Consider the following 17,219-nt stretch of genomic DNA (forward strand, 5'->3'; position numbering starts at 1 on the left):
TCCAGCTAAAAGGGAGACATGATCATTAAAATGAAATTCAATGGCCAAATCGTCACCGCACACGTGACGGATCACAATGAAAAAGAAGTATTCGCTCAGTACGATGGCGTTACCTTGGCAATCGATCGTAAGGAATTAGCAGCTTTGCCTGAGATCGGCAGTGAACTTGAAGGTTTTGCTTATGAGAACAAGCATGGTGAAGCCCGGTTAACAACTAAATTACCTAAGGTGGGCCGCGATCACTACGCATTTGCACCGGTTGTTGAAGTACGCCGCGATTTAGGGGTCTTTGTTGATATTGGCTTACCGGATAAAGATATCGTGGTGAGTGAGGATCAACTGCCTGAGCTCAATCGACTTTGGCCTCAACGCGGAGATCGGCTGATGATTGCTTTGACAACCGATAAAAAAGACCGGTTGTGGGGAAATCTTGCTGACGAAACGATCATTCGGGCAGTGGCCAATCGTGCCAAACCTGACCAAATGAATGCTGATGTGACCGCAACGGCTTATCGCCTGAAAATGGCGGGTACGCGGGTATTGACGGATGACTTTTACCTTGGCTTTATTCATCCAAGTCAACGTGATGTCGAGCCGCGACTGGGTCAGGTGTTGCATGCCCGCGTGATTGGTGTCAGCGATCAAGGCGAACTGAATCTATCGTTGAAGCCACGGGCATATCAGGCGATTGGCGACGATGCGGCGATGATTTTGGCGGTGTTGCAACATGATCCTGCTGGCAAAATCGCCTATACCGACAAAAGCGATCCAGATGCGATTAAACAGGTCTTTGGCATTAGTAAAGGCGCGTTTAAGCGGGCATTAGGTCACTTATTGAAAGCCGGATTGATTAAAGAAGAAGCAGGTTATACGATTTTGTTAAAGACAAACGGTAACGCATCTCAGGAGTAAGAACATGCACGGGTTGATTGCAGATTTTATTCATTATTTAGATGTTGAGCGTGGATTGGCGGCCACAACGCAAATAAGCTATCAACAGGATTTAATGACCTTTCAGGCTTGGCTGACATCGCAAAAACGGACTACCTTTCCGGAAGACTTTGCGGTTATTCAGACATTTTTGAAACAACAAAACGATACGAAAGCCCCTGCGTCAGTCAGTCGGATGATTTCGGCGCTGCGGAAATTTTACCGATTTTTGTTGCGGGAAGGGGCTGTTAAAACCGACCCGATGACCAAAATCGATACCCCCAAAAAGGCGCAGCACTTACCGGCAACGTTGTCAGGGCCAGAAATCGACGCGCTTATGGCCAAACCGGATATTACGAAACCACTTGGCCTGCGTGATCGCGCCATTTTTGAATTGATGTATGCGACCGGGTTGCGCGTGTCGGAACTCATCGGGCTACGCATGGATCAACTGCATTTAGCCATGAACTTGTTGCAGGTGACTGGGAAAGGTGACAAGGAGCGGCTCGTGCCAATCAGTCCCCAGGCAACAGAGTGGGTTAATCGATATTTGCGTGATGCGCGGCCACGGTTGATTAAGCAGCACCAACCTAAAGCTGTTTTCGTCAATTTTCATGGACATGCGCTCACCCGGCAGGCAATTTGGAAGAATTTAAAGGCCTATATTGCCAGTGTCGGCATTCAAAAAGATGTCACCCCGCATACGCTGCGACACAGTTTTGCAACCCGACTGCTTGAAAACGGGGCGGATTTACGGGTTGTTCAGGAATTACTGGGACATAGCGACATTAGTACGACGCAGATTTACACGCATCTTAGTAATCAGCATTTGGTTGCGGTCTACCATAAAACGCATCCGCGCGGTTAGGGAGTACGTTGCTCCAACGCGGTTTGTATGATAGAGTGTTACGAGAGTATCTCTTGGAGGCAAATATGCTGGTTAAATACAAAAACGACTACGAGAAGATCGCCATGGGACTTTTGTCTTTTATTCCCGATCTCAAAGATGTCGGACACTTGAAGACCGAACTTAAGATGTACACCGAAGACGATTCGCATGCGCTGTATTTGTATAAGCAGGGGCATGATTTTGTCGGTGTGATCGGTATCGAGTTAAGTGATGATTTTGTTTTGGTGCGGCATTTGAGCTTTTCACCGAATTTCCGTGATCAGGCGACGGCGTTTGCTGCGCTGACAGAGTTGACGAAGCTTTTCCCTGATAAGAAACTGATGGGTGCTTTAGAGCATGCGTCATTGATAGCTGCCTTTAACAAGTTTCGAAAAGAGGATGACCATGGCACTGACACTCGTGCTGAATGATTTCTCCGGACCGCTGGATTTGTTGTGGCATTTGATTCGGACAAACGAAGTGGATATTTACGATATTCCGATCGCCGAGATTACCACCCAGTACCTTGACTACCTGCACCAGATGCAGGATCTGGCGCTGGATGTAGCCGGCGATTATTTTGTCATGGCCGCTAATTTAATGGTTTTAAAAAGTCGCCTTTTGTTGCCGCAACCGGAACCGGAAACCACTGAACCAGAGGAGCCAACCGATCCGCGGGCGGATTTAGTGGCCCAACTGTTGACTTATCAGGTTTACCAAGAAGCAGCCAAAGATTTAAAGCACCGGGAAGCTAAACGGGCACAATCCTTTGCCAAGCCGACGACATTACCAGACGAGAAAATGGCTGTGCCGCTCGCTCCTGGCACCGTCAAATTGATTGACCTGCAGGCAGCGATGGCCCGGGTGATGAAGGCGCAGCAAGCGGCCCGCCAGACGATTGCCCATATTGAAACCGAGCCGGTGTCGGTCGAAAAACGCATCGGCGAAGTTCTGAAGACATTACAAAAAGACGGCCAGTGTCTTTTTGCTGATTTATTGGCGGTTCATTCGGTTGAGCAGGTGGTTACGACCTTTTTGGCCTTGTTAGAACTGATGAAAAGCGATCAGGTGATTTGCGAACAAGATGCGCCGTTTGATCCGATCACGGTGACGCTGAAGGAGGCCGCTTAATGGAGCCGGTATTGGAAGCTATTCTGTATACAGCAGGTGAAAGCGGCGTGACCCTGGGCGAACTTGCCGGGATTTTGGAAATCAGCGAAAGTGCGATGCGCCAACAACTAGAGGCATATCAGCAAAAGCTGGCCGCCGACGAGCAGCGCGGCTTACAGGTTCAACAATTTGCTGACCGCTACTACTTGTTAACCAAACCGGACTTTGCCGCTGCTATCAAAAAGTATTTTGCCGGTCCGCCTGCTGCTGGTTTGTCACAGGCAGCGCTGGAAGTTTTAGCCATCATTGCTTATCAGCAACCGATTACGCGAATCGAAATTGACGAAATTCGGGGCGTTCAAAGTTCCGGTGCGCTGACAACATTAGCATCCCGGCAACTGATTAAAGAAGCCGGCCGTAAAGAAGCGCCGGGACGGCCGATTCTGTATGCGACCACCCAGTTTTTCCTTGATTACTTTGGCCTCAATCGGTTGGCAGATCTGCCGCCACTGGCCGATGCACCTGAAGATACCGGTGAAGTCGATCTTTTTACAGCATTTCGTGATGATGGTCAGTCGCAACAGGCTGAAGACGATAAGAAAATGGAGCAAAACCAACAAGATGACAACCAAAACTGAACGATTGCAAAAAGTCATTGCCAAAGCCGGCATCGCCTCACGCCGCCATGCAGAGACACTCATTGCCTCGGGACATGTGAAAGTCAATGGCCAAGTGACCACTGAAATGGGCATTAAAGTCGGTCCGCATGATGACGTTGAAGTAGACGGTGTTCCAATTGGCAAAGAGGCTAAACGGTATTTTCTGTTTTATAAACCGCGTGGTGTGATTAGCGCAGTCGAGGACAACAAAGGCCGGAAAGTCGTGACTGATTATTTTGAAGATATTCGCGAACGGCTTTACCCGGTTGGCCGCTTAGACTATGACACCAGCGGTTTGTTAGTGATGACTAATGATGGCGAGTTAGCCAACCACCTCATGCATCCGCGCTATGCCCTCGAGAAAAAGTATGTCGCCAAAGTGGAAGGCATTCCGAATCGACCTGCCTTAGCGCCGCTTAAAACCGGGGTGGTCATTGACGGTAAAATGACGGCACCAGCAAAATTCGAGATTCTGTCGACAGATAAAGCCAAGAAAACAGCGATTGTGGCGCTCACCATTCATCAGGGCATGAATCATCAGGTGAAGAAGATGTTTAAAGCGGTTGGCTTCCCAGTGATCAAGCTGTCCCGTGAAGCTTATGGCAACCTGACACTAGCCGGTTTACAGCCGGGAGAACACCGTGAGATTAAACCGCAGGAGCTGCATGATTTACGGCAACTTACCGGTGATCAGGACGAAAAGCATTAAGTTGTTAACGTTTTCAAGGCAAGCGCTTGAATTTAGGCCGCACCTCTGATAAAGTATGTCTGTAATTAAATAATTGGTTCGTCTTCAGGGCAGGGTGTAATTCCCGACCGGCGGTATAGTCCGCGACCCGCGTTTGCGGTGGAACCGGTGTGAATCCGGTACCGATAGTGATAGTCTAGATGGAAGAAGATGGGGCTTTTTTGAATCTGCATTCAATCGAGACCTATTCCCCCCTGAAGGAGGAATAGGTCTTTTTAAGTTCCGGAAGACGGCCTCATGGAGGTTATGTATTATGGCAAGTCGTTCTAAAGTTCATCGTTTGGTGGGTATCGCACTTTTAGCGGCGATCGGTTACGTATTGATGATGTTCTCGTTTCCGATTATTCCGGCGTTTCCATTCTTGAAGTTGGATTTATCTGACTTGGTTGTGTTGCTAGGAGGGCTGCTTTATGGACCGGTTGGCGGCATCAGTGTTGCCTTTATCCGGAGTCTGGTCCATTTTGCCTTGACCGGAGGCGGCGTTGTGAACCTCATCGGCGATTTGGCCGCCTTTATTGCCAGTGTTGGATTCTTACTGCCGGTGGTTTATACCATCCGCGGCAAACACAGTTTATGGCGCCAAGTTGAAGGTCTGGTTTTAGGTACTTTAAGCCTTACTTTGGTGATGAGCATTCTGAACTGGCTGGTCATCACGCCGATGTACATGGCGGTCTTCAATTTCAACTTAGGCATGTCGCTAACCCGTTATGTGCTGATTGGCGTTGTGCCATTCAATCTGATTAAGGGTGTCGTGATTTCAGTCGCCTTCTTTGCGATTGCGAAGGCACTGGCACCTTGGCTTGCCCGTCAAGAAATGCAGATGAGCCACTAATCGATTCGTCGAGGCCTTTTGGAACCTTTAGTAGCTGCACGTTTGCAAACAAAAACTTCCGTCAATTTGGCGGAAGTTTTTTTGCGCGACTTGGCTACAGGCAGGCATCATTTGAAAACGGCGTAATGTATGAATAGAGCGTTAATCGATGTATGAGAGAGACAGCCGACTTATTTTGCCTTGGTTGGCGTATAAGGATCGGCGTCAAACGGATGGTCACTGCGTTTGATGGCGTGTGTCGGGCACCGTTTATACGCTAAACGAAAATGAATCGTCGCCTGATCATCAAGCGCTTTTGTGCCGGTATTGCGATCAGGCTTATAATAGGCGATGCCTGCCTGATCGTAGTCAAATAAGTCTGGCGCCAGCATCTGGCATAAACCACACGCGATGCATTCAGGCCGTTCTACTCTGCCGTATAAAGCCATTATCATATCCGCCTTCAATCTTTTGTCATGATTCCAACTACCTGTCATTGTACAATAACAACCGGGAAAAGAGGTGCTTATTTTGCTGCCAGACTTGGTGATTCAATTTTTTAATATCCAACCGCGTCGCGAACGGTCTGTATTTGGGCTGTTAACCGGTAAACAAACCATTTCTATCCTCTATGCGGCTTTGAGTCACCATCAGTTGCAATGGCTCCATCTTTATCCCGGATTATCGAAGGAGGCGTTTTTAGCCGCCGTGGCGAAGCTAAAAGCACAAAAATGTTTAGCGGCCACGGAAACCGGATTGGTGCTAACGGAAATCGGCCAAAAGCGTCAGATCCAAGCAGCTGAGGAGGTGTCACTACCTGCTTACTACCAACCATGGATGCGGGTTGACAGGTTCGCACCGCGCTTCTTTTTAGCAGTTCAGGTTTTATCCGAAGCCAGCTATCATTCGCAAGCTTACCGACCGATCAGTACTGATTGGGCAACCCAGCAGGCTGTGAAGCGCTGGTATCGACAAACGCGTGTTCAGACAGCGGTTGATGAATTAACCGATCTTTTTGAGCGATTACCGGCGTCGCTTGCTGATGAGCTCGCCGCCAACCTGATCGGGCACAATTACGCAGGTCAGCGCCAACCGGCAACATTATCGGCACATTTTGCCAATGTGAATGCGTTAGCTGCGTTGATTCAGGAAATTGCTGCAGCCAAGAATCAATGGTATGCCTTGTGGGGTGGACCGCAGGAGTTGGTGACGCGTCCGGCTCAAGCGACCTTGAAGCAAGTTCGGTTAGGCGTTGATTTGGCGACAGTTGCCGCACAAAGTCATCGCAAAATGAGTACTGTCAAAGAGCATCTACTATTAGCCGCGATCATGGGTCAGGATGTTCCGATAGCCAGACTGATTCCGCCAGCGGTGCATCACGCTTTGGATCAGGTGGATCAATGGCAGGATCATCAGACGTTACTGGCGACGATTCCGGACAGTGAATTTTTTCAGATTCGTTTGTTTCAGATTTTTAAACTGCAAGGGAGATGGCCGCGTGCCGCAACTTGAAACTTTATTGGCCGACCATTTCGGCTTTGAACATTTTCGGCCCGGACAAAAAGCAATTATTCAGGCAGTCTTAGCAGGGCAGGATACTTTGGGGATCCTGCCAACCGGTAGCGGTAAGTCACTTTGTTATCAGTTGCCAACGATCATCAAAGCAAAGCCGACGTTGATTATCGAGCCTTTAATTGCTTTGATGCATGATCAGGTCGGGCGGCTACAGGCGGCGGGTGAGAAGCGGGTCTTGGCTTTGTCGGGACAAATTGCCCCAAATGTGTTTCCTGAAGTTTTGCGAAATTTGGGTCAGTATCGCTATCTTTTCATCTCTCCGGAAATGTTGCAGCGTGCGGATGTATTGGCGGCACTCAAGCAACTTGATTTGGGCTTGTTTGTGGTCGATGAGGCGCATTGTATTTCTCAATGGGGTCCGGATTTTCGCCCGGCCTATTTACAGTTGGGACACGTCCGAAGCCAATTACACGTTGATGCCGTTTTGGCGCTCACCGCAACCGCTCCTGAACGGGTTCGCACAGATATTTTGACGCAATTGGGCATGCAAAATCCAGTCACCATTGCTGGTTCGGTTGATCGCCCGAATATTTTTCTCGGGGTTGATGTTTGTCCTAATGAGGAAGCAAAGCAGCAGGAGCTTCAACATATTATGGCAGCAAACATTGGGTCAACGATTGTGTACTGTCCGACCCGAGCGGCATCTGAGAACCTGGCCGGCGAATTGCAAAAAGCCGGAATGGCAGCCGCCTTTTATCATGCCGGATTGGACCAGCATCAGCGTGATTTGATTCAGCGGCAGTTTCAATCCGATCAGCTTCAGGTGATTTGCGCCACAAGTGCTTTTGGCATGGGCATCGATAAGGCAAATGTCCGCCTTGTCGTTCATTTGTATGTACCCGAATCACTTGAAGCGTATTACCAGGCAATCGGTCGCGCCGGGCGTGATGGGGCGTCTAGTTTAGCGGCGATGGTGGTGACTCAGGATGACTTGAAACGCAGTCAGGCGCTGGCAGGAATGCTGCCTGACCAAACGATGATTCAGACTATCTTTGCCCACCCGGAGATTTATCGCAATTTTGATGACCCGCAAGTCAGCTTGATTGAAGCGTATATTACGGCCGGCTTTTCGCTGCTTCAAACGCAGCAGCAACTTGAGAAGCGAATGACGGAAAAACAGAATAGTTTTACGGCGATGGCAGCTTTTGTCAACGCATCCGGTTGTCGACGGGCGTTATTACTTAAGCACTTTGATTCACCGGTTCCGGCACATGGCTCATTTTGCTGCGGCCGAGTGACGTCGGACGTCTTACAAATTTTTGTCACAGAAAAAAGACATCAGACAACCCAGCCGAAACACTGGCAAGCCGTTTTTAGGCAAATCTTTAGATAAGCGGCGTCCTGATTTGCTGCGATATGATACAATAAATCCATGTAGTGAGGAGGTTCGTGATGGCCGAAAAAGATAAACACCAACATGACAGTGCGGATCAAGAACATAAGCGTGACGATCAAAACAAGCCTTGGGAAACCCTTTTCGATGATGATCGTGATGACCAAGGCAATTTAAGTCGATTGGCCACCCGTAAAAAACGCCAAGGCAGCTCAAAATTTACATGGATTTTGGCAATTATTTTGATTTTGCTCGTTTTATCGCCAATTATTTACGTCAAGGTTTGGGGCAGCCAAGGTAGCAGTGGCTCAAATTTGTCAAATGACAAAGTGGTGATTCAGAGCGCCAAGAAAGCCAGCCATCGATCAAAGGTTAAAAAATCCGAAAAGTCTTCTAAAGCGGCAAAGGCTTCTTCAGCTTCTACGAAAGAAGCAAGCAGTCAGCAGCCGTCGACTCAACATGTGGCAAGTAAAGAAGCCACAACTGCTGCTTCGACAACTGCTGCTTCTGCCCAAGCACCTAGTGTCGCATCTACAGCGCCGAGTCAGGCCAGCACTGCTAGCACTGCAGCTAACTCGTACACGGTGATTTCCGGGGATAATCTTTACCGGATTGCCCGTAACCATAATATGACGTTGGACGAACTTTTGCAGTTGAACGGCCTTAGCGCCAATTCCAGCCTGACACCCGGAACCGTTTTAAAAGTGAAATAAATGTAACGCGCCCCTGTTCGTGCCATTGACGAGATGAACAGGGGCGTGTGTTGTGGAGGAAATTCATGCAGATTGCGATCGACGGCCCGGCAAGCGCCGGCAAAAGTACCATTGCAAAACTTGTCGCCAAGAAATTGGGCTTTATTTATTGCGATACCGGTGCGATGTACCGTACCGTCACATATATGGCGCTTAAGGATCAATTACCGCTGGACGACGAAACAGCCATTATGCAGCATCTCGCCAAGATGGTGATTCGGTTTGCCCCCGGCGAAACGGAACAACGGGTTTTCATGAATGACGAGGACGTGACGCTGGCCATTCGTGAACCCGATGTGACGAATAATGTGTCCCAGGTTTCCGCGTTACCGCGCGTGCGAACCGAATTGGTCAAGCGGCAGCGTGATATTGCGGCGACTCATGATATTGTGATGGATGGCCGTGATATCGGGACAACCGTTTTGCCGCACGCTGCTTTGAAAATTTTCATGGTGGCGTCAGTTACAGAGCGTGCTAAGCGGCGCTATAAAGAAAATGTTCAAAAGGGGATCACGACACCACTGGCAACACTTGAGGCTGAAATTGCCGAGCGTGACCGTAAAGATTCCCATCGGGCGGTATCGCCTTTACGGCAGGCGTCTGACGCGATTCGGATCGATACGACCGATATGTCGATTGATGAAGTCGTGGCACGGATTCTGACATTAGTGACAGAAACGAAAACGCATTAGTTAACCGGAGCGAAATAAGCGCTGGTAATTTGTTTCGTTTTCAAGTACAATAGATCCAGTATACAGCTGCATAGGAGGATTTTTTGGCATGAGTGATAATAACGTTAATGAGAACACCGAAACAATGGCGGACGCCCTTAAGAGTGTCACTACAGTAAAGATTGGTGACACTGTCAAGGCAGATGTCCTTGCTGTTGAAGATAAACAATTGATCGTTGGGATCGAAGGAACGGGCGTCGAAGGCGTGGTCCCGATCAAGGAGTTATCAACTCAGCCAATCGATGACATTCACGATGTTGCCAAGGTCGGCGACAAACTTGATTTAGTTGTGCTTTCAACGGTTGGCAAAGATAAAGAAAATGGTCAGTTCTTGCTGTCCAAGCGCCGTCTTGAAGCACAAAAGGTTTGGAAAGAAATCCAGGCTAAATATGAAGCCGGCGAAACCATCACGGCACCTGTCACCAGCGTTGTCAAAGGTGGCTTGGTTGTCAATGCCGGTGTTCGTGGCTTTGTCCCGGCATCAATGGTTGAAGATCACTTTGTTGAAGATCTCAATCAATATAAAGGCAAAGAACTCGAATTTAAGATTATTGAAATCGAACCTAGTGAAAACCGCTTGATTCTTTCGCATCGGGCTATTGTTGAAGCAAGTAAGGCTGAAGCACGCAAAGAAATCTTTGCTAAGATTCAACCAGGCGATGTCGTTGAAGGTAAGGTTGCTCGGTTGACCAACTTTGGTGCCTTTGTTGATCTCGGCGGTGTGGATGGTTTGGTTCATGTGTCTGAAATTTCATTCGACCATGTTGATAAGCCAAGTGATGTCTTGAAGGTTGGTCAAGAGATTAAGGTTAAGGTTTTGAATGTTGATCCTGACCGTAACCGCATCTCCTTGTCCATCAAGGCAACCCTGCCACAGCCATGGGATAATATCGAAGAAAAAGCACCGGCTGGCTCAGTTTTGACCGGCACGGTTAAGCGCTTGACGACGTTTGGTGCGTTCGTTGAAGTATTCCCTGGTGTCGAAGGCCTTGTTCATATTTCCCAGATTTCACATGAGCATGTTGCAACGCCAGCTGATGTTTTAAAGGAAGGCCAAGAAGTGAAGGTTAAAGTGCTGTCAGTTGACCCTGACGCACATCGCTTGGCATTGTCCATCAAAGCATTGCAGGATCGTCCAGCAGGCGCCAGCGAAACGCCAGCGCACGAAGGCGGCAATAACAGCGGCAATAACGAACGTCGCCGTTCATCCCGTCCGCGTCGTGGCAATGATCGTCATCAGTCGACATCGATTCCTGCTGAGTATCAGCAAGATGATTCCGGCTTCTCACTCGGCGACATCTTGGGCGATGCGTTGAAAGACGCTGCTAAAGGTAAGAACGATGATCAGGATGACAACAAGTAATTGTTCCGTCCTTTAAAAAGTTGAGCCTTGGCTCAACTTTTTTTATGGCTAACGGTCTGTTGCACATAAAATTAGCGGATCGGTTGCGATACATTTTAAAAGTGCTCATAAAAGACCTCAGCAAAGAAAGGAGGCCATAACATGGTTTTACCAACACTTGCCATTGTCGGCCGGCCCAACGTCGGTAAATCGACTATTTTTAATCGGATTCTCGGTGAACGGGTCTCGATTGTTGAAGATACGCCAGGCGTCACGCGTGACCGGATTTACGGTAAAAGCGAATGGTTAGGCAAAGAATTTGCGGTCATTGATACTGGCGGGATTGATCTCGGCGATGAGCCGTTTCTGTCCCAAATTAAAGATCAGGCTGAAATTGCCATTGAGGAAGCCGATGTGATTCTGTTTCTGACCAGTGTCGAAGCAGGTGTCACTGACGCTGATGAACGGGTGGCACAGATACTTTATCGAGCGAAAAAGCCGGTTGTTTTGGCTGTAAACAAAGTCGATAATCCAGAGCGCCGGCAGGATATCTATGACTTTTATTCATTAGGCTTTGGCGAACCATTTCCGCTTTCCGGTACCCATGGCATCGGTTTAGGCGATGTTTTGGATGCTGTTTTGGCGGCGTTCCCCAAAGAAGCCAATTCAGTTGAAGACGATAGTATTAAGTTCAGTCTGATTGGCCGCCCGAATGTCGGGAAGTCATCGCTTGTGAATGCTATTCTAGGGGAGAATCGCGTCATCGTGAGTCCCATTGAAGGCACAACGCGCGACGCCATCGACACCAAGTTTGAAGCCGATGGCGAAACATTTACCATGATTGATACCGCCGGGATTCGTAAACGCGGCAAGGTTTACGAAAATACGGAAAAATACGCCGTACTGCGGGCTTTACGTGCGATTGACCGATCAGATGTGGTTTTGGTCGTCATTAATGCGGAAGAAGGCATTCGCGAACAGGACAAGAAAGTCGCCGGTTATGCCCATGAAGCTGGACGCGGTATTATTATCGTGGTGAATAAATGGGATACGGTCGAAAAAGATAATCACACCATGAAAGATTTTGAGAATTTGATTCGCCAGGAATTCCAATATCTGGATTATGCGCCGATAATTTTTGTCTCAGCTAAGACCAAACAACGTTTACAGAGCTTGCCAGCTATGATCGTCGAGGTTTCAGAAAACCAAACCCGGCGAATTCAGAGTAGCGTGTTGAATGATGTCTTGATGGATGCCATTACTGTCACACCAACACCGACAGTTAATGGGAAACGCTTGCGAATTTATTATATGACGCAAGTGGCCGTCAAACCGCCAACTTTCGTGGTTTTCGTGAATGATCCCGATTTATTGCACTTTTCTTACGAGCGCTTTCTCATAAACCAGTTGCGTCAGGCATTTGATTTTAGCGGGACGCCGATTCACGTCATTGCCCGTCAACGTAAATAATTTTTACAATGTTGGATAATGACTTTTCATTCAATAAATCGAGATTTTCGATAACCAATACGCGATTATCGAGCAAAAATTTTGGCAAAAACCTTGTCACGGCGGGCTTGCTATGCTATGTTTAAACCTGAAATGGTGATACATAATTATCATTGTTTCTTCATTCCTGAGCGGTCAGGAATGGACATGTTTAGGTGTTCACGCATCTAATCAATTATGGAGGTGAAATGTTCATGGCAAACAAAGCAGAATTGATCGAAAGCGTTGCAACTGCAACCGGTTTGACCAAGAAGGACGCAACCGCAGCTGTTGATGCAGTTTTCGGTTCCATCCAGGATTCCCTTTCAAAGGGTGACAAGGTTCAATTAATCGGCTTTGGTAACTTCGAAGTTCGTGAGCGTGCTGCTCGTAAGGGTCGCAACCCACAAACCGGTGCCGAGATCAAGATCCCAGCATCTAAAGTACCAGCATTCAAGCCTGGTAAAGCACTCAAGGATGCCGTTAAATAAACGGTTCAATTGGGTCAGCTATTAAAGCATCACCAAAAACCGAGTCTTAGCGGACTCGGTTTTTGCGCGTTTTGGCAGTGATAAGTCATGATGTGGTTACTGGCTCAAGTACCGGTTCACGCTCACATTAACGCGTTCACTGGCGCAGAAGCCTGCGTGTAAGGAACCTTGGTCGCAATGGCAAAGCAGCCCGCCATCGCGCCCAAGGCTACTTACACTCCGGCTTCTCCCGCGCCGGTTCACGCTCACACATGTTAAACTTATGCATATGGAATTTATTTTGGCTTTTCAGATACGGAGGCAGCTATGAGTTACGCACAAAAAATGCTCGATGCACTTGAAACAGGTCAGATGGAAACGGCGCGGCAACTTTTTACGCAGGTTTTGAAGCATGATGACGACGAAACCCAATATAATCTAGCTGAAGAACTTTACGCTATGGGCTTCAATGGTCAGGCTAAGCGGCTGTATCAAGGCCTGTTAGGTCGTTATCCGGATCAAGGCGACTTGGCCACTGCTTTAGCCGATATTGCGGTTTCTGACGGCGATACAGATGCCGCACTGAACTATCTGAGTCGCATTCAGCCAGGCGATCCGGCTTATGTCCAAAGTTTGGTAAGCGCCGCCGATGTTTATCAGACACTGGGGTTGTATGAAGTTAGTGAGCAGAAGTTATTGGAAGCCAAGAAACTGGCGCCCAAAGAGCCGGTCGTTACATTTGCGCTTGGTGAGTTTTATTTTGACTGGGGCCATTTTCCTCAGGCAATTGCGGCGTACAACGAGCTTCTTGCTGGCGGGACCAAAGAACTTGCCGGGGTTAACATTGAAGCACGGCTGGCGGCCAGTCTGGCGCAAACCGGCCAGTATGAAGACGCGGTGGCTGCCTATGAAGACGTCGGGGTGGATGCGTTGGATCTCAATGGCCGATTTGAGCTTGGCGGTTTGTACCTGCAGTTGGACGATCCGGCCAAGGCCATTACCAACTTACAGGCGGTAATTGACACCGATCCAAGTTATGCCAATGCTTATTTACCGTTGGCACGTGCGTATGAGGCCCAGAATCAGCCTGATAAGGCCTTAGACACCGTTCAAGCGGGGGTTATGGTCGATAACACGAACCCCGACTTATACGCGTTAGGCGGCAAACTAGCGCTTAGTGAAGACAATCCCGATTTAGCCGAAAATTATTTACAAAAAGCACTGAAAATCGATCCAGAAGATCAAGGTAATATGTTGGCCTGGAGTAATTTTCTGGTTCAGCAGGAACGTGATCAGGAGAATATCGATTTTCTTAGCCAGATTGATCGCAGCGGTGATGTCGACCCGCAGATTTACTGGAACATGGCTAAAAGTTACGATCGACTGGATGACGTTAAAAAAGCCCGGGAGAATTACCTGTTGGCGTTCAATCGCTTCCAGGATTCGCCAGACTTTCTTCATGATTTGATTGATTTCTTCCAGTCAACCGGTGCCCGCGCTGAGCTTAAGGCAGCCTTGGTTCGTTACCTGAAATTGGTGCCGACCGATGATGACATGCAAATGCGGTTAGATGAACTCAATGATGAGGCGGATTAAAGTGCGAGGGATTAGTGGCCGAACAAAAGTCGTCGCCGTTTCTTTTGGTAGGTGAAGCCTTCGCCTAATGCTTCGTGGACATCCAGAATGCTGATGAAGGCATGGGGATCGATAGCTTCGATCAATCGTTTCGTATAGGCGATTTCGGTTGAGGCGACAACCGCATAAACGACTTGCTTGTGATCATGCGCAAAGCCGCCTTCCGCGTGCAAAAAGGTGGTGCCGCGTTCAAGATCATTCATAATTGCCGTGGCAATGGCTTGACTGTGATCTGAGACGATTAACACACCTTTGGCTGCATACGCGCCATCCAGCGTAAAGTTGACGATGCGGGAAAAGACGTAGGCACCCAGCAGTGTGTACATCATCAATTCAAGGTTTAAATAAGTCAGTGAAATGGTCAAAACAATCGCATCAAAAATGAGCAGCGTCCGCCCCATCGGCACCCCGGTTTGTTGCTCGACAATTCTGGCCACAACATCGGTGCCGCCAGTTGTGCCGCCGTGGCGGTAAATCAAGCCGCTGCCAAAACCGCCAAAAAGACCGGCCAGTACCCCGGAAATGAATAAATCATGATGAATGTCGATGCTCAGTGGGACCCGTTGCCAGATCCATAGCCATGCCGATAACATTAACGTTCCGAAAATCGTATATACCAGCGCCCGTTTTCCCAGAAACTTATAACCCACGATGAGAAGCGGGATATTAAGCAGTACCGTGCTATAAGCCGGGTCCACGTGCCACCAGTAACGAATCAGCAGCGTAATCCCCGTGACGCCGCCTTCTGCCAGGTGGTTGGCAATGTTAATATAGACCAAGCCAAATCCGTATAAAGCACAACCGAGAACAATCATCAAAAGATCCAGACAAATCCGCATGTTGCGTGACATAAGGTGCCTCCCAAAAAAGAATTTAAGCTCATTCTAACAGAAATCTTATCTTGCGGTGTTTTTGAGGTGAGGTCAACACCAAAACAAAAGGAGTAGCGTAAATGCAGTTAGATTTAAAGCAGCCTGATTTTCAAGCGGCAATTCCTATTTTAAAAAAAATCGAAGCAGCCGGTTATGAAGCCTATTTTGTCGGTGGCAGTGTGCGCGATGCGTTGTTAGGGCTGCCGATCCATGATGTCGATATCGCCAGCTCAGCCTACCCGGAGGAGATTAAGCGCATTTTTAAGCGCACCGTCGATACCGGTATCGAGCATGGGACTGTGATGGTGTTGGACCATGGGACGGGATACGAAGTCACCACATTTCGAACCGAGTCACGGTATCAGGATTTTCGGCGGCCGGATCACGTGACATTTGTCCGTTCGTTGGCAGAAGATCTCAAGCGCCGGGATTTTACGATTAATGCCTTGGCCGTTCGCCATGACGGCACGATTATTGATTTATTCGACGGTCTAGCCGATTTGAAAAAGCACGAGTTGCGGGCAGTTGGTGATCCGCACGAGCGTTTTCACGAGGATGCGCTGCGGATGATGCGCGCCGTCCGGTTTGAAAGTCAGCTGGGTTTTCACATTGAGCCGGCGACCAAAGAAGCGATTACGGCAAATGCTCCGTTGCTAAAGCATATTTCGGTTGAACGGATTGCGGCGGAATTTAATCGGCTGTTGATCGGGATTGATCGGCGGTTTGGTATTCAAGACTTTGTGACGACCGGATTGTTCGCGTATGCCCCGGCACTGGCTGGCCAGAGAACGGCTTTATGGCACTTTAGCGAGCTGCCGGACACCCCTTTTAGCGGCATTGCCAGTGGTTGGAGCGCGCTGCTTTTTATGCTCAAGCTAGATCCGGAACCAACCTTAAAAGCCTGGAAGCAATCTAACGACTTAATTGACCTAGTCAGTCAGACGGTGACGCTGCTGGCCAAAATATCGACGCCGACTCCCTGGGATTTGTATACTGCCGGCTCCCGGGCTGTGGCAGTTGCTGGTGAAGTGGCCGCCTTACTGGAACCGAACTTTGATCGACAGGCGCTGGCGGCAGCATATGCCCGGCTGCCAATTCACGCCAAAAAGGAGCTGGCACTGACCGGACGTGATTTAATCACAGCCGGTGTTCGTCCCGGCCCCGAAATGGGAAAATTGCTGCATCAGGTTGAATCACAGGTTGTGGCCGGTGTTTTGCCCAATGATCCCAAAAAGTTGTTGCCCGCAGCAATTGAAATGTCTCGAGAACGGCAGTGAGTGTGTTATGATGAGCATGTAAGCACATACAACAACGTCACATCAGGATCAATGCATGGTCGCAAGGCTTCCCAAAAGTTTCTGGCCAACCTTGATGCTGGTGTGATCGTGAAGGGGGATTTCTAATGGCAGAACATGTTTTTGAACAATTGGTTTTTCATTTTCGTAATGGTGACGAATGGACGGTCCAGCATGATGAGCTGGCCGATGTCTGGATCAGCCGGGTAACCACCAGCTATGGGCGGATTCACGGCGGCCAGATTCAGGAAATTCATCCTTGCAAGAGTTTCAAGGTTGAAATTTTACCGGAAGCCGATCATGTCAAATCAAGCGACATCAACACCGGTTCACTTGAAATGGGCATGTTTGGTCGCGCTACGAAATATCAGGACATTGAAAAAATGGACTTGGTATTCGATGCCGAAGCCAAAAAGCAGGTTCAAATTTACTTCCCGTTTAAGCAAAAAGATCCGAGCGGGCTTGATAATGAGTATCAAACCAGTAAGCTAGCCAAGAATGGTCATCTTTACATCGTCATTGATGCCCAACATACCGTGGACGACGAATACCCGCGGATTTAAGGCAGCAAACAGGCAG

Annotated in this window: 19 protein-coding genes and 1 riboswitch; of the genes, 17 read left to right on the top strand and 2 right to left on the bottom strand. The window is 48.6% G+C overall.

Annotated features, from left to right (window positions below; genetic code table 11):
- The first annotated feature begins 30 nt into the window (after positions 1 to 30).
- From LHUE1_RS12150 to LHUE1_RS12180, 7 genes are all read left to right on the top strand, one after another.
- Positions 31 to 912 carry a CvfB family protein gene (locus tag LHUE1_RS12150; RefSeq protein ID WP_049169845.1) on the top strand — a complete coding sequence of 294 codons (882 nt, stop codon included), beginning with the start codon at positions 31 to 33 and terminating at the stop codon, positions 910 to 912.
- A 4-nt stretch (positions 913 to 916) separates the two neighbouring features.
- Positions 917 to 1,798, top strand: a complete 882-nt coding sequence (gene xerD, locus LHUE1_RS12155) for a site-specific tyrosine recombinase XerD (RefSeq protein WP_049169772.1) — start codon at positions 917 to 919, stop codon at positions 1,796 to 1,798.
- A 65-nt stretch (positions 1,799 to 1,863) separates the two neighbouring features.
- The gene (locus tag LHUE1_RS12160) at positions 1,864 to 2,250 is read left to right on the top strand and encodes a riboflavin biosynthesis acetyltransferase RibT (protein WP_010488456.1); all 387 of its coding nucleotides are present in this window, start codon (positions 1,864 to 1,866) and stop codon (positions 2,248 to 2,250) included.
- Complete coding sequence (locus LHUE1_RS12165) at positions 2,225 to 2,950, top strand: segregation and condensation protein A (RefSeq protein ID WP_010488453.1); 726 nt, start codon at positions 2,225 to 2,227, stop codon at positions 2,948 to 2,950. The genes LHUE1_RS12160 and LHUE1_RS12165 overlap by 26 nt, the downstream gene beginning before the upstream one ends.
- Positions 2,950 to 3,567 (top strand): SMC-Scp complex subunit ScpB, encoded by a 618-nt coding sequence (scpB, locus tag LHUE1_RS12170; protein WP_049169774.1) that lies wholly within the window; start codon positions 2,950 to 2,952, stop codon positions 3,565 to 3,567. Before LHUE1_RS12165 ends, scpB begins: the two co-directional genes overlap by 1 nt.
- On the top strand, positions 3,551 to 4,297 hold the full coding sequence (locus LHUE1_RS12175) for a pseudouridine synthase (RefSeq protein ID WP_049169775.1): 747 nt from the start codon (positions 3,551 to 3,553) through the stop codon (positions 4,295 to 4,297). Before scpB ends, LHUE1_RS12175 begins: the two co-directional genes overlap by 17 nt.
- Before the next feature lie 76 nt (positions 4,298 to 4,373).
- Positions 4,374 to 4,492: riboswitch (FMN riboswitch) on the top strand.
- Between the two features lie 97 nt (positions 4,493 to 4,589).
- Positions 4,590 to 5,168: an ECF transporter S component gene (locus LHUE1_RS12180; RefSeq protein ID WP_049169776.1), complete on the top strand. Its 579-nt coding sequence runs from the start codon at positions 4,590 to 4,592 to the stop codon at positions 5,166 to 5,168.
- 170 nt (positions 5,169 to 5,338) lie between these two features.
- Here the strand turns inward: LHUE1_RS12180 and LHUE1_RS12185 are convergent, their stop codons facing one another.
- Positions 5,339 to 5,596, bottom strand: a complete 258-nt coding sequence (locus tag LHUE1_RS12185; RefSeq protein ID WP_049169777.1) for a ferredoxin — start codon at positions 5,594 to 5,596, stop codon at positions 5,339 to 5,341.
- Positions 5,597 to 5,678: 82 nt separating this feature from the next.
- Here LHUE1_RS12185 and LHUE1_RS12190 point away from each other — a divergent pair, with 82 nt between their 5' ends.
- The 8 genes from LHUE1_RS12190 to LHUE1_RS12225 all read left to right on the top strand — a co-directional run bounded on the left by LHUE1_RS12190 (position 5,679) and on the right by LHUE1_RS12225 (position 14,434).
- Positions 5,679 to 6,659, top strand: coding sequence for a helix-turn-helix domain-containing protein (locus LHUE1_RS12190; protein WP_049169778.1), 981 nt, complete (start codon positions 5,679 to 5,681; stop codon positions 6,657 to 6,659).
- Entirely contained in the window at positions 6,646 to 8,055 is a 1,410-nt protein-coding gene (locus LHUE1_RS12195) for a RecQ family ATP-dependent DNA helicase (protein ID WP_049169779.1), read from the top strand. The genes LHUE1_RS12190 and LHUE1_RS12195 overlap by 14 nt, the downstream gene beginning before the upstream one ends.
- Before the next feature lie 59 nt (positions 8,056 to 8,114).
- Positions 8,115 to 8,768, top strand: a complete 654-nt coding sequence (locus tag LHUE1_RS12200) for a LysM peptidoglycan-binding domain-containing protein (RefSeq protein ID WP_049169780.1) — start codon at positions 8,115 to 8,117, stop codon at positions 8,766 to 8,768.
- Between the two features lie 65 nt (positions 8,769 to 8,833).
- On the top strand, positions 8,834 to 9,499 hold the full coding sequence (gene cmk / locus LHUE1_RS12205; RefSeq protein WP_049169781.1) for a (d)CMP kinase: 666 nt from the start codon (positions 8,834 to 8,836) through the stop codon (positions 9,497 to 9,499).
- Between the two features lie 88 nt (positions 9,500 to 9,587).
- The gene (gene rpsA / locus LHUE1_RS12210; RefSeq protein ID WP_049169782.1) at positions 9,588 to 10,901 is read left to right on the top strand and encodes a 30S ribosomal protein S1; all 1,314 of its coding nucleotides are present in this window, start codon (positions 9,588 to 9,590) and stop codon (positions 10,899 to 10,901) included.
- 141 nt (positions 10,902 to 11,042) lie between these two features.
- Positions 11,043 to 12,350: a ribosome biogenesis GTPase Der gene (gene der, locus LHUE1_RS12215; protein ID WP_025013430.1), complete on the top strand. Its 1,308-nt coding sequence runs from the start codon at positions 11,043 to 11,045 to the stop codon at positions 12,348 to 12,350.
- A gap of 233 nt (positions 12,351 to 12,583) precedes the next feature.
- The gene (locus LHUE1_RS12220) at positions 12,584 to 12,859 is read left to right on the top strand and encodes an HU family DNA-binding protein (RefSeq protein WP_003658248.1); all 276 of its coding nucleotides are present in this window, start codon (positions 12,584 to 12,586) and stop codon (positions 12,857 to 12,859) included.
- 306 nt (positions 12,860 to 13,165) lie between these two features.
- Complete coding sequence (locus LHUE1_RS12225) at positions 13,166 to 14,434, top strand: tetratricopeptide repeat protein (RefSeq protein WP_277848239.1); 1,269 nt, start codon at positions 13,166 to 13,168, stop codon at positions 14,432 to 14,434.
- An 11-nt stretch (positions 14,435 to 14,445) separates the two neighbouring features.
- Here the strand turns inward: LHUE1_RS12225 and LHUE1_RS12230 are convergent, their stop codons facing one another.
- Entirely contained in the window at positions 14,446 to 15,324 is an 879-nt protein-coding gene (locus tag LHUE1_RS12230) for a YitT family protein (RefSeq protein ID WP_049169784.1), read from the bottom strand.
- A gap of 101 nt (positions 15,325 to 15,425) precedes the next feature.
- Between LHUE1_RS12230 and LHUE1_RS12235 the strand changes: the two genes are divergently transcribed.
- Both LHUE1_RS12235 and LHUE1_RS12240 read left to right on the top strand, forming a co-directional pair.
- Positions 15,426 to 16,622: a CCA tRNA nucleotidyltransferase gene (locus LHUE1_RS12235; RefSeq protein ID WP_049169785.1), complete on the top strand. Its 1,197-nt coding sequence runs from the start codon at positions 15,426 to 15,428 to the stop codon at positions 16,620 to 16,622.
- Between the two features lie 125 nt (positions 16,623 to 16,747).
- A complete protein-coding gene (locus tag LHUE1_RS12240; protein ID WP_025013426.1) occupies positions 16,748 to 17,203 on the top strand; it encodes a hypothetical protein in 456 nt (151 codons plus the stop codon).
- Positions 17,204 to 17,219: the final 16 nt, after the last annotated feature.

The sequence above is a fragment of the Lacticaseibacillus huelsenbergensis genome (assembly GCF_029726355.1).
Classification (GTDB): Bacteria; Bacillota; Bacilli; order Lactobacillales; family Lactobacillaceae; genus Lacticaseibacillus; species Lacticaseibacillus casei.